Below are 25,108 nucleotides of genomic sequence, written 5' to 3' on the forward strand. Positions count from 1 at the left end.
ATTGGATCAGGCTGCTGCCTGTTTAATGATTTGCAGAATCAATCAATTATTATCCCCATCCCTTCTATTAAAATGGTGGAAAGCCGACCCGTCTATGTCGCTGACGTCACCTGTGTTAGAAACTGTTACTCGAGGTAAAATAAAGGCAGCTGCATTAAAAAATAAAATAGAAGAACATTATCCAAAACTTCAGCGTGTACTTGCTGCTTACCATGAGCAAGGCATTAACACCATCCCGATTTCTTCAAAGCAATATCCTTTCTGGCTGAAAACCATTTATGATCCCCCCGCCGTCCTGTTTGCAAAGGGTGATATGACCCTTCTTTCTAAAGGGAGGAAAATTGGAATTGTAGGGACAAGAAATCCAACAGCTTATGGGATACAAGTTGTCAATCATCTTACAAAAGAGCTTTGCCGTAAAAATTGGGTGATTGTCAGCGGACTGGCGTCTGGAATAGACGGAATGTCCCATGCTGCAAGTATTAAGGCGAAGGGACGGACAATCGGCATCATTGCAGGTGGATTTCAACACATTTATCCCCGGGAAAACCTTCAGTTAGCTGATTACATGGCTAAACACCATATCCTTCTGTCAGAGCACCCACCTGAAACCAAACCCCAAAAATGGCATTTCCCTATGAGAAACCGTATCATCAGCGGACTAAGTGAAGGAGTTATTGTCGTGCAGGGCAAAGAAAAAAGCGGTTCATTGATTACTGCATATCAAGCACTGGAACAAGGGAGAGAAGTATTTGCCGTACCCGGTTCATTATTTGACCCTTACGCCGGAGGTCCTATAAAACTGATCCAGCAGGGGGCAAAAGCAATAAGGTCAGCAGAGGATATTTTCGAGGAGCTTCCTGAGAGAAACGTTCAATATACGGAACCCTTTTGAATTATCGTTTGACAAACAGCATTGTAATATTTAATAATAGTGAGGATTTAAAGTTGCATATTGTTTTCTATTTAAATAAAGACGTTCATCATAAAGAATGAAATGTTGAAAGCCAAATAAAGACAGCTGCAAAAACAAAATTGAAATACTTGAAGAGAGAGAACACCTCTTGAGGGGGATGAAAATGTCTGATTATCTAGTCATCGTGGAATCGCCCGCTAAGGCGAAAACGATTGAACGTTACTTAGGTAAAAAATATAAAGTGAAAGCATCAATGGGACATGTCCGGGATCTTCCAAAAAGTCAAATGGGAGTTGACATAGAACAGAATTTTGAACCGAAATATATTACCATTCGAGGTAAAGGGCCGGTATTAAAAGAGCTGAAAACGGCTGCGAAAAAAGCCAAAAAAGTGTATCTTGCAGCCGACCCCGACAGAGAAGGGGAAGCGATTGCATGGCACTTGGCACACAGCCTTGATTTAGATCTCAATTCAGATTGCCGTGTGGTGTTTAATGAAATTACAAAAGATGCCATTAAGGAATCATTTAAGCATCCTCGCATGATCAATATGGATTTAGTGGATGCACAGCAAGCGAGACGTATTTTAGACAGGCTTGTCGGATATAAGATAAGTCCTATCCTATGGAAAAAAGTCAAAAAAGGGCTTAGCGCAGGCCGCGTACAATCTGTTGCCCTCCGTTTGATTATTGACCGTGAAAAAGAAATTAACGACTTTAAGCCAGAGGAATATTGGACAATTGACGGTACGTTCTTAAAAGGACAGGAAACGTTCGAAGCGAGCTTTTTCGGAAAAAACGGCAAAAAACTTCCTTTAAAAAGTGAAGCCGATGTAAAAGACATTCTTTCTCAGCTCAAAGGCAATAAATATACAGTTGAAAAAGTAACGAAAAAGGAACGCAAACGTAATCCGGCCTTGCCTTTTACCACTTCCACCCTGCAGCAGGAAGCTGCGCGTAAGCTCAATTTCAGAGCGAAGAAAACGATGATGATTGCACAGCAATTATATGAAGGAATTGATCTTGGAAGAGAAGGAACAGTCGGTCTGATCACGTATATGAGAACGGATTCAACCCGTATTTCTAATACGGCGGTTGATGAAGCAGCTGCATTTATTGATCAGTCATACGGCAAAGAGTTCTTAGGCGGCAAACGAAAGCCTGCGAAAAAGAATGAAAATGCTCAGGACGCTCACGAAGCAATTCGCCCGACATCAGTTCTCAGAAAACCAAGTGAATTAAAAGCAGTGCTTGGAAGAGACCAAATGAGATTGTATAAATTAATTTGGGAGCGCTTTGTTGCCAGCCAAATGGCACCTGCTGTTCTTGATACAATGAGTGTTGACCTGACAAACAATGGTTTGACATTTCGTGCAAATGGAAGTAAAGTCAAGTTTTCCGGGTTTATGAAGGTGTATGTCGAAGGAAAAGACGACCAAATGGAAGAAAAAGACCGGATGCTGCCTGACTTACAGGAAGGCGACACGGTATTATCAAAAGATATAGAACCGGAGCAGCATTTTACCCAGCCGCCTCCGCGCTATACTGAGGCACGGCTTGTGAAAACTCTTGAAGAACTCGGCATCGGCCGTCCTTCCACATATGCACCGACGCTTGATACCATTCAGCGGCGTGGTTACGTGTCTTTGGATAATAAACGCTTTGTTCCGACTGAACTGGGACAGATTGTCCTTGACTTGATCATGGAATTTTTCCCTGAAATCATTAACGTTGAGTTTACAGCGAAAATGGAAAAAGACCTTGATCATGTTGAAGAAGGCAATACCGAATGGGTCAAGATTATTGATAACTTCTACACCGATTTTGAAAAACGCGTCAAAAAAGCCGAATCGGAAATGAAGGAAGTTGAAATCGAACCGGAATATGCAGGGGAAGATTGTGAATTATGCAGTTCTCCAATGGTATATAAAATGGGTAGATACGGTAAATTCTTAGCTTGCTCCAACTTCCCGGACTGCCGGAACACAAAACCGATTGTGAAACAAATCGGCGTGAAGTGCCCGAGCTGCGGTGAAGGAAATATTGTTGAGCGAAAATCGAAAAAGAAACGGGTTTTTTACGGCTGTGACCGTTATCCGGACTGTGAATTCGTTTCCTGGGACAAACCAATTGAACGAAAATGCCCGAAATGCGGGAAAATGCTCGTCGAGAAAAAACTCAAAAAAGGCATACAGGTCCAATGCGTGGAATGCGATTATAAGGAAGAACCACAGAAGTAGCGGTGAGCAGGGTCTTGCTCACCTTCTTTGTGTGTTAAAAGAAGGCCTTGAATAATAAACTAGGAGATGTGAAAGATGAACCAACAAACAGTGAATGTAATCGGAGCCGGACTCGCAGGAAGTGAAGCAGCATGGCAGCTTGCCAAACGGGGAATTCAAGTCAAATTATATGAAATGCGCCCTGTTAAACAAACGCCTGCGCACCATACAGATAAATTTGCCGAGCTTGTGTGCAGCAACTCTCTGCGCTCCAATACGCTTGCTAACGCTGTCGGTGTATTAAAAGAAGAAATGCGGGCGCTTGATTCAGCCATCATCGCGGCTGCTGACGAATGTTCGGTGCCTGCCGGCGGAGCTCTCGCAGTAGACCGTCATGAATTTGCCGCAAGTGTAACAAATCGGGTTAAAAATCACCCAAACGTAACTGTTATTAATGAAGAAGTGACAGGAATTCCTGAAGGCCCTACAATTATCGCAACGGGTCCGTTAACATCTGAATCACTGTCTGCACAGTTGAAGGAGCTGACTGGCGAAGACTATTTGTATTTTTATGACGCAGCGGCACCAATTGTAGAAAAAGACAGCCTTGATATGGATAAAGTATACTTGAAATCCCGTTACGATAAAGGTGAAGCGGCATACTTGAACTGCCCGATGACAGAAGAGGAGTTTGACCGTTTTCATGAAGCATTAACATCAGCAGAAACAGTTCCGTTAAAAGAATTTGAAAAAGAGATTTTCTTTGAAGGCTGCATGCCGATTGAAGTCATGGCAAAACGGGGAAAGAAAACAATGCTATTCGGACCGATGAAACCGGTTGGTTTAGAGCATCCTGTTACAGGAAAACGTCCACATGCTGTCGTTCAGCTCAGACAGGATGATGCTGCGGGAACACTCTATAATATTGTAGGATTCCAGACACATTTAAAATGGGGAGACCAAAAGGAAGTTCTCAAATTGATCCCTGGGCTTGAAAATGTAGAAATCGTCAGATACGGCGTGATGCACAGAAACACGTTCATTAACTCTCCAAGCCTGTTAAAGCCGACTTATCAATTTAATAACCGCAGTGATCTATTCTTTGCAGGCCAAATGACGGGAGTAGAAGGATATGTAGAATCAGCTGCCTCAGGACTGGTAGCGGGAATTAATGCGGCTAAACTTGTTTTAGGAGAAGAGCTTGTCACTTTTCCTCAGGAAACAGCAATAGGCAGTATGGCTCACTATATTACAACAACAAACCAGAAGAACTTCCAGCCGATGAATGCAAACTTTGGGCTTTTAAAAGAATTGCCTGTTAAAATTAAAAATAAAAAAGAGCGTAATGAACAATATGCGAACCGTGCGATTGAGACAATTCAAACAATTTCGAAAACAATATAGGTATTGATTGCAACCTGAACGCGATTTGTGATACCATTTAAAAGCCCTTCAGGGGAGGTATTAGGCATGGAGAATGTTAAGAATTTCGTAAAGTTATTCGTTGAATATTTACAAATTGAAAAAAATTATTCACAATATACTATTGTGAATTATGTGGATTCAATTGAAGAATTCGAGACTTTCCTGCGCGTTCAAGGTATAAATGGATTTGAAAAAGCTGCATATCAAGATACTAGGATTTTTTTGACAGAAGCTTATGAAAAAGGTTTATCGAGAAGAACAATAAGCAAAAAGATATCTGCATTAAGAAGCTTTTATAAGTTTCTGATGCGGGAAAAGCTTGTTGAAGAAAATCCGTTTCAGCTTGTTCATCTGCCGAAACAAGAGAAACGGATACCAAAGTTTCTATATCAAAAAGAGCTTGAGGAGCTGTTTGAAGTTTCAGATATAAGCCAGCCGACCGGATTGAGGGATCAAGCGCTGTTAGAGCTTCTCTATGCTACCGGAATGAGGGTCAGTGAATGCTGTTCCATAACGGTTAACGACGTTGACTTATTTATGGACACTGTTCTTGTTCACGGTAAAGGCAAGAAGCAGCGCTATATCCCCTTTGGGTCTTACGCCCGCGAAGCGTTGAAGGTATATATGAATAGCGGAAGACAGTGCTTGCTGAGGAAAGCAAAAGAACCTCATGATCTATTATTCGTAAATCAAAGAGGCGGACCGCTTACAGCCCGAGGTATCAGACATATTTTAAGCGGGCTTGTTCAAAAAGCGTCCGGCACTTTACATATCCATCCGCATATGCTTCGACATACGTTCGCCACTCATCTGTTAAACGAAGGAGCAGATTTGAGAAGCGTTCAGGAACTGCTCGGGCATTCCAATCTGTCTTCGACACAGATATACACGCACGTTTCGAAGGAAATGTTGAGAAACACATATATGTCTCACCATCCAAGAGCTTTTAAGAAAAATTAAAGGAGGCCCTTTATGTCATCTTTTCATGCGACCACAATATTTGCCGTACAGCATAAGGGACGAAGCGCTATGTCCGGAGACGGCCAAGTGACATTTGGTCAGGCTGTTGTCATGAAACACACTGCAAGAAAGGTGAGAAAACTGTTTAACGGCAAGGTTCTTGCCGGGTTTGCGGGATCTGTTGCAGACGCTTTCACATTATTCGAAAAGTTTGAAGCTAAGCTTGAAGAATATAACGGCAACTTAAAACGGGCAGCTGTTGAGCTTGCGAAGGAATGGCGCAGTGATAAAGTGCTTAGAAAGCTTGAAGCCATGCTGATTGTTATGAACCAGGATACTTTGCTTCTCGTATCGGGAACAGGCGAGGTAATCGAACCAGATGACGGCATCCTCGCGATTGGGTCAGGAGGCAATTACGCTCTGGCAGCCGGAAGAGCTTTGAAAAAACATGCCGGTGAAACTATGTCTGCAAGTGAAATTGCTAGAGCCGCGTTAGAAACAGCAGGCGAAATTTGTGTTTACACGAACGATCAAATCATACTGGAAGAGCTTGAATAGAAAGGACTTGAGGCGCATGGAAAAACAATCGTTAACACCAAGACAGATTGTAGATCGGTTAGACCAATATATTGTCGGTCAGCAAAACGCGAAAAAAGCTGTCGCCGTGGCATTAAGAAACCGCTATAGAAGAAGTCTTCTGGATGAAAAGCTGAAGGACGAGGTCGTTCCGAAAAACATTTTAATGATGGGGCCTACCGGCGTTGGAAAAACTGAAATTGCAAGACGAATCGCTAAGCTTTCAGGAGCGCCATTTATCAAAATTGAAGCTACAAAATTTACCGAAGTCGGCTATGTAGGCAGAGATGTTGAATCAATGGTTAGAGACCTTGTGGAAACTTCTGTACGGCTTATAAAAGAAGAGAAAATGAATGAAGTAAAGGAGCAGGCAGAAGAAAATGCAAACAAACGCATTGTTCGTCTGTTAGTTCCTGGGAAGAAAAAACAATCAGGCGTTAAAAATCCGTTTGAAATGTTTTTTGGCGGCAGCCAACCGAACGGTGAAGATGAGGCGGAAAGCCAGGAAGAAGCAAACATTGAAGAAAAAAGAAAACGCATGGCACATCAGCTGGCTTTAGGAGAGCTGGAAGACCACTATGTAACAGTAGAAGTCGAAGAGCAGCAGCCTTCTATGTTTGACATGCTGCAGGGCTCGGGTATGGAGCAGATGGGCATGAATATGCAGGATGCGCTGAGCGGGTTAATGCCAAAGAAAAAGAAACGGCGCAAAATGACAGTCAGAGAAGCCAGAAAAGTCCTGACGAATGAAGAAGCAAGCAAACTCATCGATATGGATGAAGTCAGCCAGGAAGCTGTTCAAAGAGCAGAAGAGAGTGGGATTATCTTTATCGACGAAATTGATAAGATTGCAAAAAACGGTGGGGCGTCATCCTCTGCCGATGTATCTAGAGAAGGCGTTCAGCGGGACATTCTCCCAATCGTTGAGGGTTCTACCGTTGTCACTAAATATGGTTCGGTAAAAACGGACCATGTGTTATTTATTGCAGCAGGAGCGTTTCATATGGCCAAACCGTCTGATTTGATTCCTGAACTGCAGGGGCGTTTCCCGATTCGTGTAGAACTGAGCAAACTCACGGTAGACGACTTTGTAAGAATTTTGGTTGAGCCGGATAATGCGCTGCTGAAACAATATCAGGCATTATTAGAGACTGAAGGTATATCTCTTGAATTTTCTGACGAAGCTATTCATAAGATTGCTGAAGTGGCTTATCATGTGAACCAGGACACAGATAATATCGGTGCGAGACGCCTTCATACAATACTTGAACGTCTATTAGAAGATTTATCGTTTGAAGCTCCTGATGTAACAATGGAGAAAATAACGATTACACCACAGTATGTCGAAGAAAAGCTCGGAACGATAGCCAAAAACAAAGATTTAAGTCAATTTATATTGTGAAAAATTTAATAAGAGGAATGTTTAGGAGGATTATTTATCATGGCTTTATTACAAAAAACAAGAATTATTAACTCCATGCTGCAAGCTGCGGCAGGGAAACCGGTAAATTTCAAGGAAATGGCGGAGACGCTGCGGGATGTAATTGATTCCAATATTTTCGTTGTAAGCCGCAGAGGCAAACTCCTTGGATATTCTATTAACCAGCAAATTGAAAATGATCGTATGAAAAAAATGCTTGAGGATCGTCAATTCCCTGAAGAATATACGAAAAATCTGTTTAATGTCCCTGAAACATCTTCTAACTTGGATATTAATAGTGAATATACTGCTTTTCCTGTTGAAAACAGAGACTTGTTCCAAGCTGGTTTAACAACAATTGTGCCGATCATCGGTGGCGGAGAAAGATTAGGAACACTCATTCTTTCACGTTTACAGGATCAGTTTAATGACGATGACTTAATCCTCGCTGAATACGGCGCTACAGTTGTTGGAATGGAGATCCTGAGAGAAAAAGCAGAAGAAATCGAAGAGGAAGCAAGAAGCAAAGCTGTCGTTCAAATGGCTATCAGTTCTCTTTCTTACAGTGAGCTTGAAGCAATTGAGCACATTTTTGAAGAGCTTGACGGAAACGAAGGTCTTCTTGTTGCAAGTAAAATCGCTGATCGCGTCGGCATTACCCGTTCTGTTATTGTGAACGCACTCAGAAAGCTGGAAAGCGCGGGTGTTATCGAGTCAAGATCATTAGGAATGAAAGGTACTTATATCAAAGTCCTAAACAACAAATTCCTAATTGAATTAGAAAATCTAAAATCTCATTAATCATGCCAAAGAACCCCTTATAAGGGGTTCTTTTTTTATTTCAAATAAAGGAAATCAATAAGCTTTAATTCCTGGGATGAAAGTCTTTCTTTGTAATAATTTTAATAAATCTCGCAAATTTCTTGAAAAAGGCTTAAAAATGACGAAAAGAATATAGAAAAAACAGAAATTCTGCTATTTTCAGGCTTATATTAAGGCGGAAAATGTAGTTCTAACAATCTAGGACTATGTACCTAGTTGTAAAATAGATAATTGTGAGGACATTTTTTTACACGATCTTCATAGACTTTATGCCTGTTATTTCTTACAATAAGCATATAGTTTTACAATTCTCGACAAGGATATTGAGGGTGAAAAAAACTGAAATGGAGGTAAGTGGATTTGAGCTTATTTTCTGGAACGATACAAAATCTTGAAAATGCCTTGAGCAGAGCGGATATTAAGCAAAAAGTCATAACTAATAATATCGCCAATATAGATACACCGAACTATAAGGCAAAAAAAGTCTCTTTCCAAAATTTATTAGATCAAGAATCCTCTCGTCTTGAAGCGATAAAAACAGACTATCGTCATATTGATTTTTCTGGCACTGATTCGAATTATTCAATTGTAACGAGCGGAGATACATCGTATCAGCAAAACGGAAACAATGTTGACGTTGACAAAGAGATGACAGAATTGGCACAAAATCAAATCAACTATCAAGCTTTAGTTGAAAGAATGAACGGTAAATTTAATTCGCTGAAGACCGTATTAACAGGAGGAAAATGATGACAGCTTTTCATAGCATAAATGTTTCAGCATCTGCTTTAACAGCTCAGCGAGTCAGAATGGACGTTGTATCGTCTAACTTGGCAAATATGGATACGACAAGAGCTAAGCAGGTGAACGGAGAATGGGTCCCTTACAGAAGAAAAATGGTTTCCCTGCAGTCAAAAGGTGAATCGTTCTCTTCCATTCTCAATTCTCAAATGAGCGGAAGCGGCAATGCTGGAAACGGTGTGAAAGTTTCTAAAATTACGGAAGATGACTCAGAATTTAATCTTGTATATGATCCGACAGACCCTGATGCAAACGCTGAAGGATATGTACAAAAGCCTAATGTAGATCCGTTGAAAGAAATGGTTGACCTTGTCAGCAGCACAAGATCATACGAGGCGAATGTCACAGCGATGAATGCCACAAAGGGAATGCTGATGAAGGCGTTAGAAATCGGAAAGTAAGGTGAATGAATGTGATTAATGCAATTTCTCCTTTTCAGGTTCAAAATACTCAAAACACTCAAAATGCAACAAATCAAGTAAACAATAGTCAAAAAACAGATTCTTCAAATCAAACAAGCTTTTCGGAGCTTTTAAAAAACTCTATTAGTTCGTTAAATGAGTCCCAAGTAACTTCTGACAACATGACTAATGCCTTGGCTGCAGGAAAAGATGTAAATCTTGATGAGGTCATGATCGCCGCTCAAAAAGCAAGCATCTCTCTAACTGCAGCAACAGAGTTCCGCAATAAAGCAGTGGAAGCTTATCAGGAGATTATGAGAATGCAAATGTAGGGGGTCTGACGATTAAGAGAAAGAGTGGAATGACCGGGGGTTAACATGAATCGTACTCTAATGCAAATGAAAAACAAAACGAGCGAGTTTTGGAAAAATAGATCTAAATTACAAAAGATTTTAATGGTTAGTGCTTTAGCGGCAATTATTATTATTGGAATTATTATTAGCGTTTTTGCTTCAAGTTCTAAAATGGCGCCGCTGTACAAAGATTTGTCTGCCGAAGAAGCAGGGCAAATCAAAGAAGAACTGGATGCGAAAAAAGTGCCGAACGAGCTTTCGAATGGCGGTACAGTGATTAGCGTTCCGGAGGATCAGGTTGATTCATTGAAAGTGCAGCTGGCTGCAGAAGGACTTCCTAAAACCGGATCAATTGATTATACATTTTTTGGGCAGAATGCCGGCTTTGGTTTGACAGACAATGAGTTTGATATGGTGAAAGTGAAAGCAACACAGACGGAACTGTCAAATTTGATCAATGAAATGGACGGTATCAAAAACTCAAAAGTAATGATTAATCTCCCGAAAGACGCTGTGTTTGTCGGTGAGGAACAATCTGCAGCATCTGCATCAATCGTTCTGCAGATTCAACCGGGCTATACACTTGATCAAAGCCAGATCAACGGATTGTATCATCTGGTATCAAAAAGCGTGCCGAACCTAAAAGAAGATAACATCGTCATCATGGACCAAAACTCTACATACTACGACAAATCAGACAGCGATGCAGGGTCCTATGCGGATAGTTATTCTTCTCAGCAAGGAATTAAGTCTCAAGTTGAAAAAGACATTCAAAAACATGTTCAGTCACTGCTCGGTACGATGATGGGCCAAGATAAAGTCGTTGTCTCTGTTACAGCAGACATTGATTTCACCAAAGAAAATCGCACAGAAGACATTGTCGAACCTGTTGATAAAGAAAACATGGAAGGCATTGCAGTAAGCGCGGAAAAGGTATCTGAAACATACCAGGGTGACGGCGCAGCCAACGGTGGAACTGCCGGAACCGGTGACGAAGATGTAACAAATTATAAAGCTGACGGTGAAAATGCCGAAAGCGGAAACTATGAAAAAAGCAGCAATAAAATCAATTACGAGGTTAACCGAATCCACAAGGAAATCGCTGAAAGCCCTTATAAGGTCAGAGATTTAGGGATTCAAGTAATGGTAGAGCCGCCTGATGCCAAAAATACAGCGTCGCTATCAACTGAAAGACAGGATGATATACAAAAAATCCTCTCAACTGTAGTCAGAACATCATTGGATAAGGATGCAACACAGAACCAGAACCTTTCTGATGAAGATATTAATAATAAAATTGTGGTCTCCGTTCAGCCATTTGACGGGAAAGTCAACTTGAATACAAATACGGAAAAATCCTCAGGTATCCCGCTATGGGCATATATCGCAGGCGGTGTTTTAATCGCAGCGATCATTGTTCTGATCATTATGCTTGTCAGAAAGAAACGGGCGCAAGAGGATGAATTTGAGGAATATGAGTATGAGGTTCCTCAAGAACCAATCAATTTGCCTGATATCAATGAAGAGGAAAATGAAACAGCGGAAACAGTCAGACGAAAACAGCTTGAAAAGATGGCGAAAGACAAGCCGGAGGATTTTGCAAAACTGCTGAGAAGCTGGCTGGCCGAGGATTAGGAGGAATTAGAAATGGCGAGACGTGATCAAGATAAGCTTACAGGAAAACAAAAAGCAGCCATTCTCATGATTTCCTTGGGGTTAGATGTGTCAGCTTCTGTATATAAGCACTTAACCGATGAAGAAATTGAAAGGCTTACCCTGGAAATATCAGGTGTTCGAAGTGTCGATCATCAAAAAAAGGATGAAATTATAGAAGAATTTCATAATATAGCCATTGCGCAAGATTATATTTCTCAAGGCGGTCTAAGCTATGCGAGACAAGTTCTTGAGAAGGCGCTTGGAGAGAATAAGGCGGAAAACATTCTTAACAGGCTGACTTCTTCTTTACAGGTTAAACCATTTGATTTTGCCAGAAAAGCGGAGCCCGAACAAATTTTGAATTTTATACAGCAAGAGCATCCACAGACGATGGCTTTAATCTTGTCTTATTTAGATCCTGTGCAAGCCGGGCAGATTTTATCCGAGCTGAATCCTGAGGTACAGGCTGAGGTTGCGAGAAGAATCGCGGTCATGGACAGAACGTCACCTGAAATTATTAATGAAGTAGAACGAATTCTGGAACAAAAATTATCTTCTGCATTTACTCAGGATTATACACAAACAGGCGGAATTGAAGCTGTTGTTGAAGTGTTAAACGGGGTAGACAGAGGAACAGAGAAGACGATCTTAGATTCATTGGAAATTCAGGATCCCGATCTTGCTGAAGAAATTAAAAAGCGGATGTTTGTCTTCGAAGATATTGTTACACTTGATAACCGCGCAATTCAGAGAGTCATTCGCGATGTTGAAAACGACGATCTGCTCCTTTCATTAAAGGTTGCAAGCGAGGAAGTCAAAGAAATTGTATTCAACAATATGTCACAGCGTATGGTTGAAACCTTTAAAGAAGAAATGGAATTCATGGGCCCTGTACGCTTGAAAGATGTAGAAGAAGCTCAATCAAGAATTGTAAGCATCGTCAGAAAGCTTGAAGAAGCCGGTGAAATTGTGATAGCAAGAGGCGGAGGGGACGATATTATTGTCTAATATCATTAAACAAGAATCATCTTTTTCTCCAAAAAAAGAAAGAAGAAAACTCTCTGTACAAGAGGTGCGTATCGAGCATTCTCACCTTTTGCAGGCTGAAGAGAACCCAGAAACGCTTATGGCCCGAGTGAAAGAGGAAGCTGACCGGATATCTGAGAAAGCAAACAGCCATATAGAAGCTATTCGCCGTCAAATTGAGCAGGAAAAAAATGATTGGGCGGCTGAAAAACAGAGGCTTATTGAGGAAGCAAAAGCCGAGGGCTTTGAACAAGGTATGGCATTAGGCAAAGCTGAGGCTATGCAGCAGTATGCCGAGCTGTTCGACCAAGCAAACAGCATAACTGAAATGTCCAGAAAAGCTGTTGAGGATAAGCTTGAAGACGCTAATGAAGAAATCGTTGAGCTTGCTGTTGCACTAGCTAAAAAAGTTTGGCAGCAAAAGTCTGATGATAAAGAGGCTTTTCTTCTGCTAGTGAAACAGGTCATAAACGAAGTAAAGGAATATGACGATATATCAATATATGTTGATCCATATTACTATGAGACGGTCTTTCAGCAAAAAGATGAGATTAAGCAGCTTCTTTATAAAGAATGCCGGCTTGGTATATATGCTGATGAAAAAGCTCAAAAAGGATCCTGTTATATTGAAACCCCTTTTGGCAGGGTAGATGCGAGTGTTGACACTCAATTGATGCAATTGAAAGATAAACTTCTGACAGCGCTGGAAGCGGGTGCAGCTGAATGAAGACACAGAGTCTGATAGATTGTATAGAAATGACGGACTCGTATAAACGGTACGGAAAAGTCAAGCGGGTGATCGGCCTGATGATTGAATCAAAAGGACCTGCAAGCTCAATTGGCGATGTGTGCCTGATTTATGCAAAAGGGCAATCTGGGAAAGTCATTAAAGCTGAGGTTGTCGGCTTCCAGGAAGAAAATATTTTGCTTATGCCTTATTTAGAGGCTGCAAGCATTGCGCCCGGCAGCATTGTAGAAGCCACTGGTGAATCTCTTCGGGTTAAAGTTGGAGCCGGACTGATTGGACAAGTCATCGATGCTTTTGGCGAGCCGCTTGACGGAAAGCTTTTGCCGAAAGGGCTTTCGCCTGTATCGACGGAGCAATCACCGCCCAATCCGATGAAACGGCCGCCTATCCGTGAAAAGATGGGTGTCGGAGTCAGATCAATTGACAGCTTGCTGACAGTCGGTAAAGGCCAGCGGATTGGCATTTTTGCAGGAAGCGGTGTCGGAAAAAGCACATTAATGGGGATGATCGCCAAGCAGACAGAGGCTGACTTAAACGTCATTGCACTTGTTGGGGAACGCGGGCGAGAGGTTCGGGAGTTTATTGAAAAAGATCTTGGAAAAGAGGGGCTGAAACGATCGATTGTAGTCGTTGCCACCTCAGATCAGCCAGCATTAATGAGATTGAAAGCGGCATATACAGCAACGGCAATTGCTGAGTATTTCCGCGATAAAGGCCGGAATGTCATGTTTATGATGGATTCTGTTACAAGGGTGGCAATGGCGCAGCGTGAGATTGGACTGGCTGCCGGAGAGCCTCCGACGACAAAAGGCTATACACCGTCTGTGTTCGCTATTTTACCTCGTTTATTAGAGCGAACAGGTGCTAATGAACATGGAACCATTACGGCTTTTTATACAGTATTGGTAGACGGGGATGACATGAATGAACCGATTGCTGACACTGTTCGCGGAATTTTAGACGGGCATATTGTGTTGGACAGGGCGCTTGCTAATAAAGGCCAGTTTCCTGCAGTAAATGTACTAAAAAGCATCAGCAGGGTGATGTCAAACATATCGACAAGACAACACCTGGATGCAGCAAATAAATTCCGTGAACTTTTATCGACATATCAAAATTCGGAAGATCTCATTAATATCGGTGCTTATAAAAGAGGATCCTCAAGAGAAATCGATGAAGCGATACAATATTATCCGCAGCTTATTCAATTTTTAAAACAGGGAACAGACGAATCAGCATTATTGGAAGAAAGTATTGCTTCGTTAACTAGTTTGACAGGAAATGAGGAATAAACGTGGCTTATCAATTTAGATTCCAAAAGCTGCTGGAACTAAAAGAAAATGAGAAAGATCAATCCTTATCCGAGTATCAGCAATCTGTCTCTGAATTTGAAAATGTTGCTGAAAAATTATATGAGAATATGAGCAAAAAGGAATTGCTTGAACAAAATAAGGAAAAGAAATTGAAAAGCGGCATGAGTGTACAAGAAATGAGACATTACCAGCAATTTGTCTCAAATCTTGAAAATACGATTTATCACTATCAAAAGCTTGTCATCATGAAAAGAAATCAAATGAATCAAAAACAAGAAATTTTGACAGAGAAAAATATTGAAGTGAAAAAGTTTGAAAAAATGCGTGAAAAACAGTTTAAAATGTTTGCTCTTGAAGACAAAGCTGCAGAGATGAAAGAAATGGATGATATTTCGATTAAGCAGTTTATGATTCAAGGCCATTAGGAGCGAATGTAATGTCCGGCAAAAAGAAAGAATCAGGTAAGTTCCGCTCGGTTTTGCTTATCATTATCCTTCCGCTGATGTTTCTTTTAATCGCAGGGGGAATTGTTCTTTGGGCTGCTGGTGTCAATGTTTTAAAGCCGATACAGGAAGCTGCGGCAAAAACGCCGGTTCTAAAAGAATTGGTTCCTGAAACCGAAAATAAAAAAGACACAGCATCAAGTAAGGATAGCAGTAATACGGCAGCTCTGGAAAAGACCATTACGGATCAAAAAAGTGAAATCAGTATATTGAATAAAGACTTAGAAACGAGTAAATCTGAAATCGACAGGCTCAATCAAAAGATCCGTTCACTTGAAAAGACAGCGGAGGATCAAAAAAAGGCATCTGAAGATAATACTGAAAATGCATCAGGCTCGAATTCTTCTTCTGGAAATGACAAAGTGATCAGTGTATATAAAAGCATGGACAGCGGAAAGGCAGCTAAAATTATTGCCCAATTAAAGGAGCAAGAAGCGCTGAAAATATTGAATGGCCTAAGCAAAAAGCAGCTTGCTGACATATTGGCGAAAATGACTCCTGAGCAAGCAGCAACTTATACAGAAAAAATTGCTGCCAGCCAAGAATAGGGGGAATTAAAGGTGAAGCTGCTTGAATTAGCGGGACCTTTGCTGCAAACCACGGCGGGTACTGCAGCTAAAACCATGAAAAGTAACCAGGGAGTTTTTCAAAACTGGCTTATGTCTGAGACCGGATTGAAGGAACTCTCAGAACAAGGAAAAGGAACTCCTGATACCAGTGATCAGCTTTTAGCAGGTGCGCTTAAAAAAATTAGTGAATGGCTACATGCAAATCCTGAAGATCAAGACAAACAAAAAGCGGAACTTCTGCAAACATTAAGCAAACTAACAGGGAAGCAGTTGGATGAAACTGCTCAGCAAGCGCTGCAGAATCTGTTGCAAGCGGTTGAATCAAAAATGTCCGGCGAGATGGATCAATTACTCACAGAAGCGGAGAAAATCATTTCAGAAGGTAAAACGGCCCTAGGAGTCAATGATTCTGCTGCAGACATTAATGGAGAACTGAAGTCTGATACAGAGCAATCAAATCAGGAGAATGAAGTATCTGAGAATGGTAAAGTACTTGTCCTTCTCCACATGTTCATTAGTCAGCTGCTAGAAGGGAATAAGCTGTCTGATCGCGGGAATGTCAATGAAGCTCATGACATTTATCAAAATGGAGATCAATTTCTTTCTGCATTAGAAAAAAAGGGCGTAGCTCAACAGCTGATTCAGGATCTTAAACAGCAAATATTCACTAAAGAAAAGTCCAGTTCAAAACTTTATTCGATGACAGCGTCAGAGCTGAAAAGCTTTCAAAGCTTAATGGAACAAATGTCTATGCTTCCTCAAAAAGGGACCAAAGAATGGAATTTAGCTGAAAGTCAGCTGAAAGCGTTCTTGTTATCGAAATCATCCGAATCATCGCAAGACTTTGGAAAGCGTGTCTTCGCACCGCTCTCGCAGAGTTCATCCAGCAAAAGTGCATCGGATGTTTCTGGAAGTCTTCAGCCTGTAGATGGAAAATCAGGACTCCAAATGCTGTTTTCAGGATACCGGAGCACTGGGGGAGTGCAAACACTTGATCTGCAGCAGCTTTCATCTGATTTACCGACTGCTGAAACAAAAACGGTGGCTGATCAAGTGATCAATGCGTGGAAGCAGATGAAGTATACGCCTTTCGGCAGATCGACGGGAAGTTTCACTATTCGGCTGAACCCTGAGCATTTAGGGTTTGTCACAATCAAGCTGACAAATGAAAATGGAATGTTTCAGAGTAAAATCATCGCATCGAGCCAATCAGCAAAAGAACTGCTTGAACAGCATCTTCCTCAGCTGAAGCAATCATTACCAAATATGGCCGTCCAAATTGACCGTTTTACTCTCCCTGTCCAAAACGGGGATCAGCCGATCTATGGCCAGCTTGCAGATGAACAGAAACAGCAGCAAGAAGGGCAGAGACAGCAAAGACAGAAAAAGCAATCAAATGATTTCGGCGATATCCTCGATGAAGTATCGATGGTTGAATTGGAGGAAGAAGAATGACTTCTATAAGTTCAGAATATAAACTGCCTGAAAAAACAAACACTGTGACGACTAGCAATAGCAGCTTGGGGAAAGATGAGTTCTTAAAAATATTAATGACCCAAGTCCAAAACCAAGATCCGCTCAACCCGGTTGATGACAAAGAATTTATCAGTCAGATGGCGACTTTTTCAAGCTTGGAGCAAATGATGAACATGAATAAGACCATGACTCAATTCGTTGAGAATCAAGATCCGTTTACTTCGTATGTTGATTGGTTGGGAAAAGAAGTATCTTGGACTGATGGTCAAAGTACAACAGATAAAACTGGCACTGTATGCTCTGTTAAACATTCTAAAGGAAACTATTATCTCATTCTTGATGATGGGACCGAGATCAACCCGTGGAATGTAATGTCTGTAGCACAGTCTTCTAAATAAAAAAATCTGGGGGAATTTATAATGTTACGTTCACTTTATTCTGGAATCAGCGGTATGAAAAACTTTCAAACAAAGCTTGACGTTATCGGCAACAACATAGCCAACGTGAATACAGTAGGATTCAAAAAGAGCCGTGTTACCTTTAAAGATATGGTAAGCCAAACGATTGCCGGCGGTTCTGCGGCTGGTGCAACTATAGGCGGTACGAACTCTAAGCAGATCGGTTTAGGTTCATCTTCAGGCACAATCGATACAATTCATTCAACAAGCGCAACACAAAGCACAGGAAGAACACTTGATTTAGCGATTGACGGCGATGGTTACTTTAGAATTGATACAGGCGACGGAACGGCTTATACACGAGCAGGAAACTTCTATTTAGATAATACCGGAACATTGGTTACAGGTGATGGCTACCATGTATTAAATATGGATGGTGGAACTATTCAAATTCCTACAGATGCACAAAGTTTTAGTATTGGTTCTGATGGAAAGGTGTCAATTGTTGACGCAGGCGGTCAAACACAAGACGGCGGACAAATCGGGATTGTTACTTTTGCAAATAGCGACGGTTTGGATAAAATCGGAAGTAACTTATACCGTGAATCTTTAAACTCTGGGACTGCCAGTCCAGCCAACCAGCCAGGTGATGGAGGTACAGGTTCACTTAAATCAGGATTTCTCGAAATGTCTAACGTTGATTTAACTGACGAATTTACTGAAATGATCGTTGCCCAGCGTGGATTCCAATCAAACTCAAAAATTATTACAACATCTGATGAAATCCTTCAAGAACTGGTTAACCTTAAACGTTAAGGAGGGAGGGGAGGCGAGTAATCGCTTCTCCGCTGTTTTATGATTAAAGTAACCCGTTTGAATGGGCAGCCTTTTACACTGAATGCGTTATTTATTGAACAGATTGAATGTTTTCCGGATACTACAATCACTCTGTCAAACGGTAAGAAGTTTGTAGTAAAAGAAGATGAAGAAGCTGTTCTGGAAAAGATCGCATCTTTCTACCGAAAAATACAAATATTTTCAATGGATCAAGGAATAGAGGAACCGGAATGAAGAAAAAATTAATGATCATTTTACTAATTATTCTTATTGTAATTGGTGGTCTCGGGGCGGCGGCTTATTTTGTTTTAGGCGGAAAGTCCGAAAAAAGTGAAGCGAAAAAAAGTATTGATGAAATCGTTGCATCTTCTGTTGATGTAGAAGAGATCACAACAAACTTAAAGTCTGATAACATTATCCGGCTTGCTATTAAACTTGAAACTGACTCTGATAAATCAAAAGAAGAACTTGAAAAGCGGGATTTTCAAGTAAAGGACGCTGTAATATCACTGCTGGCTGATACGAATGCTAATGAGATTGAGGGAGACAAGGGAAAAGAAGCCTTTAAGAAGGAACTAAAAGATAAAATAAATAGCTACCTCCAAGAAGGAAAAGTAGAAAAAGTGTATATTACCTCCTTTAATCTGCAATAAACAATAATTTGACAGAATACGGAGGTGAGGAAAATGTCAGGAGAAGTTCTCTCCCAAAATGAAATAGATGCACTGCTTTCTGCAATATCAACTGGTGAAATGGACGCTGAAGAGCTGAAAAAAGAAGAAAAAGAGAAGAAAGTGAAAGTTTATGATTTCAAACGTGCGCTGCGGTTTTCTAAGGATCAGATCCGCAGTTTAACGAGAATTCATGACAATTTTGCAAGACTTCTTACTACTCACTTTTCTGCTCAGCTCAGAACCTATATTCACATATCTGTCAGCTCTGTTGACCAGGTCCCTTATGAGGAATTTATCAGATCCATCCCGAACATGACGATTTTAAATCTGTTTGACGTCCATCCGATGGAAGGCAGAATTATGATGGAGGTTAATCCGACGATTGCATATACGATGATGGATCGGGTAATGGGCGGAATAGGAATCAGTCATAATAAGGTAGACAGCTTGACAGAAATTGAAACGAAAATCATTTCTAATTTATTTGAAAATGCACTGGGAAATTATAAAGAGGCTTGGCAGTCAATTGCTGATATTGAACCGGAAATGACTGAGTTTGAAGTGAATCCGCAATTCGTTCAGATGGTATCTCCTAATGAAACGGTCGTGGTAATCTCACTCAATACCCAAATCGGTGAAATCAGCGGTGTCATAAATCTCTGTATCCCGCATATCGTCCTCGAGCCGCTCATACCGAAGCTTTCAGTCCACTATTGGATGCAATCAGATAGAAATGAGCCAAAGCCTGAGGAAACAAAGTCGCTTGAAAAACGTATCATGACAGCACAAATACCTGTCGTGGCCGAGCTCGGCACATCTGAACTGACAATAGAAGAGTTTTTAAGTTTAGAAGTCGGAGACTGCATAACTTTGGACAAATCAGTCACGGATCCTCTTACTGTATTGGTCGGAGATAAGCCGAAATTTTTAGGACAAGCCGGCCGGGTGAATCGAAAACAGGCAGTGCAAATATTAGATCACGACATAAGAGGTGAACAAGATGGAGAATAATAGATTATCTCAAGATGAGATTGACGCGCTTCTTAACGGCACAGGCAGCACGCCGGATGAGCCAGAGGTTCCGGAAATACATGACTTATCGGAAATGGAGCGTGACGCGATCGGTGAAATCGGAAATATTTCATTCGGCAGTTCTGCGACAGCACTGTCAACGTTATTAAATCAAAAGGTCGATATTACGACTCCGAGCGTAACTGTCATTCCTAAAAGTAAAATCAGCGATGCGTTTCCTGAACCGTATGTAGCGATTGAAGTGAATTATACGGAGGGCTTCAGCGGCAGCAATCTGTTGGTCGTGGAACAAAATGACGCTGCAATCATTGCTGACTTAATGATTGGGGGAGACGGAAAAGGCGCGGACCCTTCACTGGGTGAAATCCATTTAAGCGCGGTTCAAGAAGCGATGAACCAAATGATGGGTTCGGCAGCTACATCAATGTCTACTGTATTCAGTAAAAAAATTGATATTTCACCGCCTCGGGTTGAATTGCTTGATGTCACTGAAGAAAAGGGAACTGACCGTATTCCTGATGATGAAATGCTGGTGAAAGTTTCTTTCAACTTAAAGGTGGGAGATTTAATAGACTCCAGCATTATGCAGCTTTACCCGCTGACATTTGCGAAAGATTTAATTTCAAGCCTTATGAATACAGGAAATGCAGAGGAAGAAACAAAGCCGCAGCCTGATGTTACATATGAGCAGCCGAAAGAGCCTGTGACGCCAGAGCCACGTATTGAACCACAGCAGCAACAGCCGCCAAAAAGGCAGGGAACACCGAAAAAAACAGCGCCAGTTCAGGTTTCACCGGTTGAATTTTCCGCGTTTGACCCAAACGAGGCTTCACAAGCTCCTATTAACAATCTGGATATGCTTTTGGATATCCCGCTTTCGATCACTGTTGAGCTTGGCAGAACGAAGAGAAGCGTAAAAGAGATTTTGGAGCTTTCTGCCGGAAGTATTATTGAGCTTGATAAATTAGCCGGTGAGCCGGTAGATATTCTAGTTAATCAGCGTATCGTTGCCAAAGGCGAGGTCGTTGTCATTGAAGAAAACTTCGGTGTAAGAGTCACTGACATTTTAAGCCAGGCAGAGCGCATTAATAATTTAAAATAACGAAATACAAGGAGAGAGATAGAGTATGGCACACAGAATTTTAATTGTAGATGACGCAGCATTTATGCGAATGATGATTAAAGATATTTTGGTGAAAAACGGTTTTGAAGTAGTAGCGGAAGCTGAAAATGGAGCACAAGCAGTAGAAAAATATAAAGAGCATTCTCCTGACCTCGTTACTATGGATATTACAATGCCAGAAATGGATGGGATTACAGCATTAAAAGAAATTAAACAAATTGATGCACAGGCAAGAATCATTATGTGTTCTGCTATGGGACAGCAATCAATGGTTATCGATGCTATTCAGGCAGGCGCTAAGGATTTTATCGTAAAACCTTTCCAGGCAGACCGTGTGCTTGAAGCAATCAACAAAACATTAAGTTAAAGGGTGTACGACTGTTGAAAAAGAGTCAATATTTCATCGCTTTTATCTGTTTTTTCGTTTTATCCAGTGTACATCCGATTGCTGCTGCCGCGGCAGACTCTGATAATTCAACTGTAAACGAATGGTTTCAAAAGAAAGATGAAAAAACTGCAGATAAGTCAGAGCAAAAGGAAGAAAAAACAACACAAACTGCTGATGAGACGGAGGGAGCGGCTGCTCCTTCTGTCTCAGCTTTTGATTTTGTGAAGATGATTTTCGCTTTATTGTTTGTTATCGTGCTGATTTACGGGTTGGTCAAGCTCATGAACAAAAGAAATAGGCTCCTAAAGCCTTTTCAATATGTTGAAAATATTGGCGGCACATCGGTCGGCCAAAACAGATCCATCCAATTGATCAAAGTTGGAAAAAGCGTGCTCGTCGTCGGTGTAGGAGAGACGATCCAACTGCTGAAAGAAATTGAGGATGAAACAGAGATTGAAGTGATTCTCAGCCAGCATGAAGAGGCGATGTCAAGCAAAATAGAGTGGCAAAAATTTGTGAAACCGCTGAAGGGTTCTGAACATCAGCCGCAGCAAAAACTGCCTTCATTTTCAAAAGCATTAAAAGAGCAGCTTGAAGAGTTAAAACAAAACCGTTCTGAAGGAAAGAAGAAAGGCCCACGTCATCATGAATGAGTTTATAAATATTTTCAGTTCAAGTGATCCGGAAAACGTAAGTTCAACTGTTAAATTACTATTATTGTTAACTGTATTTTCAGTGGCGCCTGGAATATTGATCCTTATGACTTGTTTTACTCGCATCGTCATTGTTCTATCATTTGTCAGGACTTCACTGGCGACGCAATCTATGCCGCCAAACCAGGTTCTTATCGGACTTGCGCTGTTTTTAACGTTTTTTATTATGGCTCCTACTTTTTCAGAGATTAATAAAGAAGCGCTAACTCCATTGATGGACAACAAAATCAGCTTGGACGAAGCGTATACGAAAGCTGAGGAACCGATTAAAGAATTTATGAGTAAACACACAAGGCAGAAGGATCTGGCGCTGTTTATGAATTACGCGAAAATGGATAAACCCGAATCATTAAAGGATATTCCGCTAACTACAATGGTTCCCGCTTTTGCCATATCGGAGCTCAAAACAGCGTTTCAAATAGGTTTTATGATTTTTATCCCATTTTTAATTATAGATATGGTAGTGGCGAGCGTCTTAATGTCAATGGGAATGATGATGCTCCCTCCAGTTATGATTTCTCTGCCCTTTAAAATATTACTTTTTGTTTTAGTAGACGGCTGGTATTTAATTGTGAAATCTTTACTTCAGAGCTTTTAGGGTAGGTGCTAAACGTGAGTTCAGAATTTGTAATTTCTATGGCGGAAAAAGCTGTATACGTAACGCTGATGATCAGCGGGCCATTATTGGCTATTGCTTTACTGGTCGGTTTAATCGTCAGCGTATTTCAGGCAACAACTCAAATCCAGGAACAGACTTTGGCGTTTATTCCAAAAATCGTGGCGGTTCTCCTGGCCCTGATTTTTTTTGGCCCATGGATGCTGTCCACCATTCTTTCATTTACAACAGAGCTCTTTTCTAATTTAAATCGTTTTGCAGGGTAATGTAGAGATGAATTCAATTATTGACTTATTTCCTGCTTTTTTATTGGTTTTTATTAGAATCTCTGCTTTTTTTGTAACGATTCCGTTATTTGGACACCGGAATGTTCCAGCTGTTCATCGTATTGGATTTGCTTTTTTTCTCGCGGTCATTTGTTTCAGCACCATTGATAAACCTCCCTCTTTGGAGATAGATGGGCAATATATGCTCTTGACGTTTAAAGAAGCTTTGGTTGGTCTCTGTCTAGGCTTAATAGCTTATATGATGATTGCTGCAGTGCAGATTGCCGGCTCGTTTATTGATTTTCAAATGGGATTTTCAATTGCGAACGTTATTGATCCGCAAACCGGTGCACAAAGTCCATTAATCGGCCAGTTTATCTATACGATGGCACTTTTGTTTATGCTGAGTGTCAATGCCCACCATTTGCTGCTGGACGGTATTTACTACAGCTTTCAGTATATTTCTGTTGATCAGGCATTTCCGAATTTCGGCGATGAAAAGTTTGCTTATTTTATCGCGAAAAGCTTTAATGCGATGTTTATTATCGCTTTTCAAATGTCAGCGCCTGTTGTGGCCAGTTTGTTTCTTGTTGATTTAGCATTAGGTATCGTGGCTCGAACTGTTCCGCAATTAAATGTATTTGTGGTCGGTCTGCCTTTAAAGATCGCTGTCAGTTTCATCATGCTCATTGTGTGTATGTCCGTTATGTTCGTCGTTGTGCGGAATGTCTTCAGTTTAACGATTGAAACGATGCGGAATCTTTTAGCATTGGTCGGTGTTTCTTAATGAAGCTTAGAATTGACCTGCAGTTTTTTGCGGGAGAGAAGACGGAGAAAGCCACTCCGAAAAAACGGAAGGATACGCGAAAAAAAGGGCAGGTAGCCAAAAGCTCGGATGTCAATACCGCTATTTCTTTACTAGTAGTATTCCTTTCGTTTATTGCCATTGGCCCGTATATGAGAGACAGGCTGCTGTCATTTTTAGAAACATTTTATACCGAGTCGCTCACAATGAAGCTCTCAGAATCCAATGTTCATACACTGTTTATCAGCTTATTAAAGGATATGGGCATGATACTTGCACCGATTTTACTTGTAGCCCTTGTTGCAGGGGTCGTCAGCAACTATGTGCAGGTAGGGTTCTTGTTTTCTACTGAAGTGATACAGCCTAAGCTTGAAAAGCTGGACCCGATCAAAGGCTTTAAACGAATATACAGTATGAGGGCGATTGTAGAGCTGATTAAATCCATATTGAAAATCACAATTGTCGGTTTTGCAGCTTTCGCTGTGCTTTGGCTGCATTATGGAGAAATTCTCCGGCTCCCGCTCCTGACACCCGAAGAGGCACTTTCTTTTGTTTCAAAACTCACCTTGTGGATGGGACTGAGCGGTGCGGGGGTTTTGTTGATACTTGCTGGTCTCGACTATTTATATCAGAGATTTGACTATGAGAAAAATATCAAAATGTCAAAGCAGGATATAAAAGATGAGTACAAAAAATCTGAAGGAGACCCGATTATCAAGTCTAAAATTAAACAAAGGCAGCGGGAAATGGCGATGAGGCGGATGATGCAGGAAGTTCCAAAAGCAGATGTCATTATCACAAACCCGACCCATTATGCGATTGCCCTAAAATATGATGAAGAAAAAATGGACGCTCCTTATATTGTTGCAAAAGGTGTAGACCACCTAGCGTTAAAAATTAGGAAAATTGCTAAAGAGCATGATGTCATGATGGTAGAAAACAGGCCGCTTGCCCGTGCGTTATATGATCAGGTAGAAATCGACCAGACAGTGCCGGAAGAATTTTTTAAAGTTTTAGCAGAAATTCTAGCTTACGTATATAAAACAAAACAAAAAGTATATTGAATTTTTCGA

29 protein-coding genes are annotated in these 25,108 nt (G+C 41.0%); all 29 read left to right on the top strand.

The annotated features are described in order from the left end of the window. The first annotated feature begins 1 nt into the window (after position 1). A complete protein-coding gene (dprA, locus tag AC4CV5_RS09215; protein WP_490922572.1) occupies positions 2 to 895 on the top strand; it encodes a DNA-processing protein DprA in 894 nt (297 codons plus the stop codon). Between the two features lie 184 nt (positions 896 to 1,079). Beyond that, complete coding sequence (topA, locus tag AC4CV5_RS09220; RefSeq protein ID WP_490922574.1) at positions 1,080 to 3,155, top strand: type I DNA topoisomerase; 2,076 nt, start codon at positions 1,080 to 1,082, stop codon at positions 3,153 to 3,155. A 75-nt stretch (positions 3,156 to 3,230) separates the two neighbouring features. Beyond that, on the top strand, positions 3,231 to 4,538 hold the full coding sequence (gene trmFO / locus AC4CV5_RS09225; RefSeq protein ID WP_166852985.1) for an FADH(2)-oxidizing methylenetetrahydrofolate--tRNA-(uracil(54)-C(5))-methyltransferase TrmFO: 1,308 nt from the start codon (positions 3,231 to 3,233) through the stop codon (positions 4,536 to 4,538). A 66-nt stretch (positions 4,539 to 4,604) separates the two neighbouring features. Further along, the gene (gene xerC, locus AC4CV5_RS09230) at positions 4,605 to 5,519 is read left to right on the top strand and encodes a tyrosine recombinase XerC (RefSeq protein WP_490922577.1); all 915 of its coding nucleotides are present in this window, start codon (positions 4,605 to 4,607) and stop codon (positions 5,517 to 5,519) included. Between the two features lie 12 nt (positions 5,520 to 5,531). After that, positions 5,532 to 6,077, top strand: coding sequence for an ATP-dependent protease subunit ClpQ (clpQ, locus tag AC4CV5_RS09235; RefSeq protein WP_166852979.1), 546 nt, complete (start codon positions 5,532 to 5,534; stop codon positions 6,075 to 6,077). A gap of 16 nt (positions 6,078 to 6,093) precedes the next feature. Next, positions 6,094 to 7,497: an ATP-dependent protease ATPase subunit HslU gene (gene hslU / locus AC4CV5_RS09240; RefSeq protein WP_166852976.1), complete on the top strand. Its 1,404-nt coding sequence runs from the start codon at positions 6,094 to 6,096 to the stop codon at positions 7,495 to 7,497. A gap of 39 nt (positions 7,498 to 7,536) precedes the next feature. Beyond that, positions 7,537 to 8,316: a GTP-sensing pleiotropic transcriptional regulator CodY gene (codY, locus tag AC4CV5_RS09245; protein ID WP_003220850.1), complete on the top strand. Its 780-nt coding sequence runs from the start codon at positions 7,537 to 7,539 to the stop codon at positions 8,314 to 8,316. A gap of 381 nt (positions 8,317 to 8,697) precedes the next feature. Further along, positions 8,698 to 9,087 (top strand): flagellar basal body rod protein FlgB, encoded by a 390-nt coding sequence (flgB, locus tag AC4CV5_RS09250; RefSeq protein ID WP_222142825.1) that lies wholly within the window; start codon positions 8,698 to 8,700, stop codon positions 9,085 to 9,087. Next, positions 9,087 to 9,539 carry a flagellar basal body rod protein FlgC gene (gene flgC, locus AC4CV5_RS09255; protein WP_490922581.1) on the top strand — a complete coding sequence of 151 codons (453 nt, stop codon included), beginning with the start codon at positions 9,087 to 9,089 and terminating at the stop codon, positions 9,537 to 9,539. Before flgB ends, flgC begins: the two co-directional genes overlap by 1 nt. An 11-nt stretch (positions 9,540 to 9,550) precedes the next feature. Beyond that, entirely contained in the window at positions 9,551 to 9,871 is a 321-nt protein-coding gene (gene fliE, locus AC4CV5_RS09260; RefSeq protein ID WP_166852971.1) for a flagellar hook-basal body complex protein FliE, read from the top strand. Between the two features lie 45 nt (positions 9,872 to 9,916). Beyond that, the gene (gene fliF / locus AC4CV5_RS09265) at positions 9,917 to 11,527 is read left to right on the top strand and encodes a flagellar basal-body MS-ring/collar protein FliF (protein WP_490922584.1); all 1,611 of its coding nucleotides are present in this window, start codon (positions 9,917 to 9,919) and stop codon (positions 11,525 to 11,527) included. 12 nt (positions 11,528 to 11,539) lie between these two features. Beyond that, entirely contained in the window at positions 11,540 to 12,556 is a 1,017-nt protein-coding gene (gene fliG / locus AC4CV5_RS09270; RefSeq protein WP_003220860.1) for a flagellar motor switch protein FliG, read from the top strand. Then, positions 12,549 to 13,301, top strand: a complete 753-nt coding sequence (gene fliH, locus AC4CV5_RS09275; RefSeq protein WP_490922586.1) for a flagellar assembly protein FliH — start codon at positions 12,549 to 12,551, stop codon at positions 13,299 to 13,301. The genes fliG and fliH overlap by 8 nt, the downstream gene beginning before the upstream one ends. Then, positions 13,298 to 14,614: a flagellar protein export ATPase FliI gene (fliI, locus tag AC4CV5_RS09280; protein ID WP_222142828.1), complete on the top strand. Its 1,317-nt coding sequence runs from the start codon at positions 13,298 to 13,300 to the stop codon at positions 14,612 to 14,614. The genes fliH and fliI overlap by 4 nt, the downstream gene beginning before the upstream one ends. 2 nt (positions 14,615 to 14,616) lie before the next feature. Continuing rightward, complete coding sequence (gene fliJ, locus AC4CV5_RS09285) at positions 14,617 to 15,060, top strand: flagellar export protein FliJ (protein WP_003238536.1); 444 nt, start codon at positions 14,617 to 14,619, stop codon at positions 15,058 to 15,060. An 11-nt stretch (positions 15,061 to 15,071) separates the two neighbouring features. Beyond that, on the top strand, positions 15,072 to 15,686 hold the full coding sequence (locus tag AC4CV5_RS09290; RefSeq protein WP_326220512.1) for a MotE family protein: 615 nt from the start codon (positions 15,072 to 15,074) through the stop codon (positions 15,684 to 15,686). A 12-nt stretch (positions 15,687 to 15,698) separates the two neighbouring features. After that, positions 15,699 to 17,162 (top strand): flagellar hook-length control protein FliK, encoded by a 1,464-nt coding sequence (locus tag AC4CV5_RS09295; RefSeq protein WP_490922589.1) that lies wholly within the window; start codon positions 15,699 to 15,701, stop codon positions 17,160 to 17,162. After that, positions 17,159 to 17,581, top strand: coding sequence for a flagellar hook assembly protein FlgD (gene flgD, locus AC4CV5_RS09300; protein ID WP_166852959.1), 423 nt, complete (start codon positions 17,159 to 17,161; stop codon positions 17,579 to 17,581). The genes AC4CV5_RS09295 and flgD overlap by 4 nt, the downstream gene beginning before the upstream one ends. Positions 17,582 to 17,602: 21 nt before the next feature. Beyond that, positions 17,603 to 18,397 carry a flagellar basal body rod protein FlgG gene (gene flgG / locus AC4CV5_RS09305; RefSeq protein WP_166852957.1) on the top strand — a complete coding sequence of 265 codons (795 nt, stop codon included), beginning with the start codon at positions 17,603 to 17,605 and terminating at the stop codon, positions 18,395 to 18,397. Between the two features lie 39 nt (positions 18,398 to 18,436). Continuing rightward, positions 18,437 to 18,652: a swarming motility protein SwrD gene (gene swrD, locus AC4CV5_RS09310; RefSeq protein WP_003220876.1), complete on the top strand. Its 216-nt coding sequence runs from the start codon at positions 18,437 to 18,439 to the stop codon at positions 18,650 to 18,652. Next, positions 18,649 to 19,071 carry a flagellar basal body-associated protein FliL gene (gene fliL / locus AC4CV5_RS09315; RefSeq protein ID WP_166852955.1) on the top strand — a complete coding sequence of 141 codons (423 nt, stop codon included), beginning with the start codon at positions 18,649 to 18,651 and terminating at the stop codon, positions 19,069 to 19,071. The genes swrD and fliL overlap by 4 nt, the downstream gene beginning before the upstream one ends. A 33-nt stretch (positions 19,072 to 19,104) precedes the next feature. Continuing rightward, positions 19,105 to 20,103 carry a flagellar motor switch protein FliM gene (gene fliM, locus AC4CV5_RS09320; protein WP_003220879.1) on the top strand — a complete coding sequence of 333 codons (999 nt, stop codon included), beginning with the start codon at positions 19,105 to 19,107 and terminating at the stop codon, positions 20,101 to 20,103. Beyond that, complete coding sequence (gene fliY / locus AC4CV5_RS09325; RefSeq protein WP_166852953.1) at positions 20,093 to 21,226, top strand: flagellar motor switch phosphatase FliY; 1,134 nt, start codon at positions 20,093 to 20,095, stop codon at positions 21,224 to 21,226. Before fliM ends, fliY begins: the two co-directional genes overlap by 11 nt. 25 nt (positions 21,227 to 21,251) lie before the next feature. After that, entirely contained in the window at positions 21,252 to 21,614 is a 363-nt protein-coding gene (gene cheY, locus AC4CV5_RS09330; protein ID WP_014476812.1) for a chemotaxis protein CheY, read from the top strand. A 14-nt stretch (positions 21,615 to 21,628) separates the two neighbouring features. Next, on the top strand, positions 21,629 to 22,288 hold the full coding sequence (gene fliZ / locus AC4CV5_RS09335) for a flagella biosynthesis regulatory protein FliZ (protein WP_166852951.1): 660 nt from the start codon (positions 21,629 to 21,631) through the stop codon (positions 22,286 to 22,288). After that, on the top strand, positions 22,281 to 22,946 hold the full coding sequence (fliP, locus tag AC4CV5_RS09340; protein WP_003245692.1) for a flagellar type III secretion system pore protein FliP: 666 nt from the start codon (positions 22,281 to 22,283) through the stop codon (positions 22,944 to 22,946). The genes fliZ and fliP overlap by 8 nt, the downstream gene beginning before the upstream one ends. A 14-nt stretch (positions 22,947 to 22,960) precedes the next feature. After that, positions 22,961 to 23,230: a flagellar biosynthesis protein FliQ gene (fliQ, locus tag AC4CV5_RS09345; protein ID WP_166852948.1), complete on the top strand. Its 270-nt coding sequence runs from the start codon at positions 22,961 to 22,963 to the stop codon at positions 23,228 to 23,230. 7 nt (positions 23,231 to 23,237) lie between these two features. Next, positions 23,238 to 24,017, top strand: a complete 780-nt coding sequence (gene fliR, locus AC4CV5_RS09350; protein ID WP_166852946.1) for a flagellar biosynthetic protein FliR — start codon at positions 23,238 to 23,240, stop codon at positions 24,015 to 24,017. Continuing rightward, positions 24,017 to 25,099, top strand: coding sequence for a flagellar biosynthesis protein FlhB (flhB, locus tag AC4CV5_RS09355; RefSeq protein ID WP_222142832.1), 1,083 nt, complete (start codon positions 24,017 to 24,019; stop codon positions 25,097 to 25,099). The genes fliR and flhB overlap by 1 nt, the downstream gene beginning before the upstream one ends. The last annotated feature ends 9 nt before the right edge of the window (positions 25,100 to 25,108 follow it).

The sequence above is a fragment of the Bacillus sp. NS1 genome (assembly GCF_058248265.1).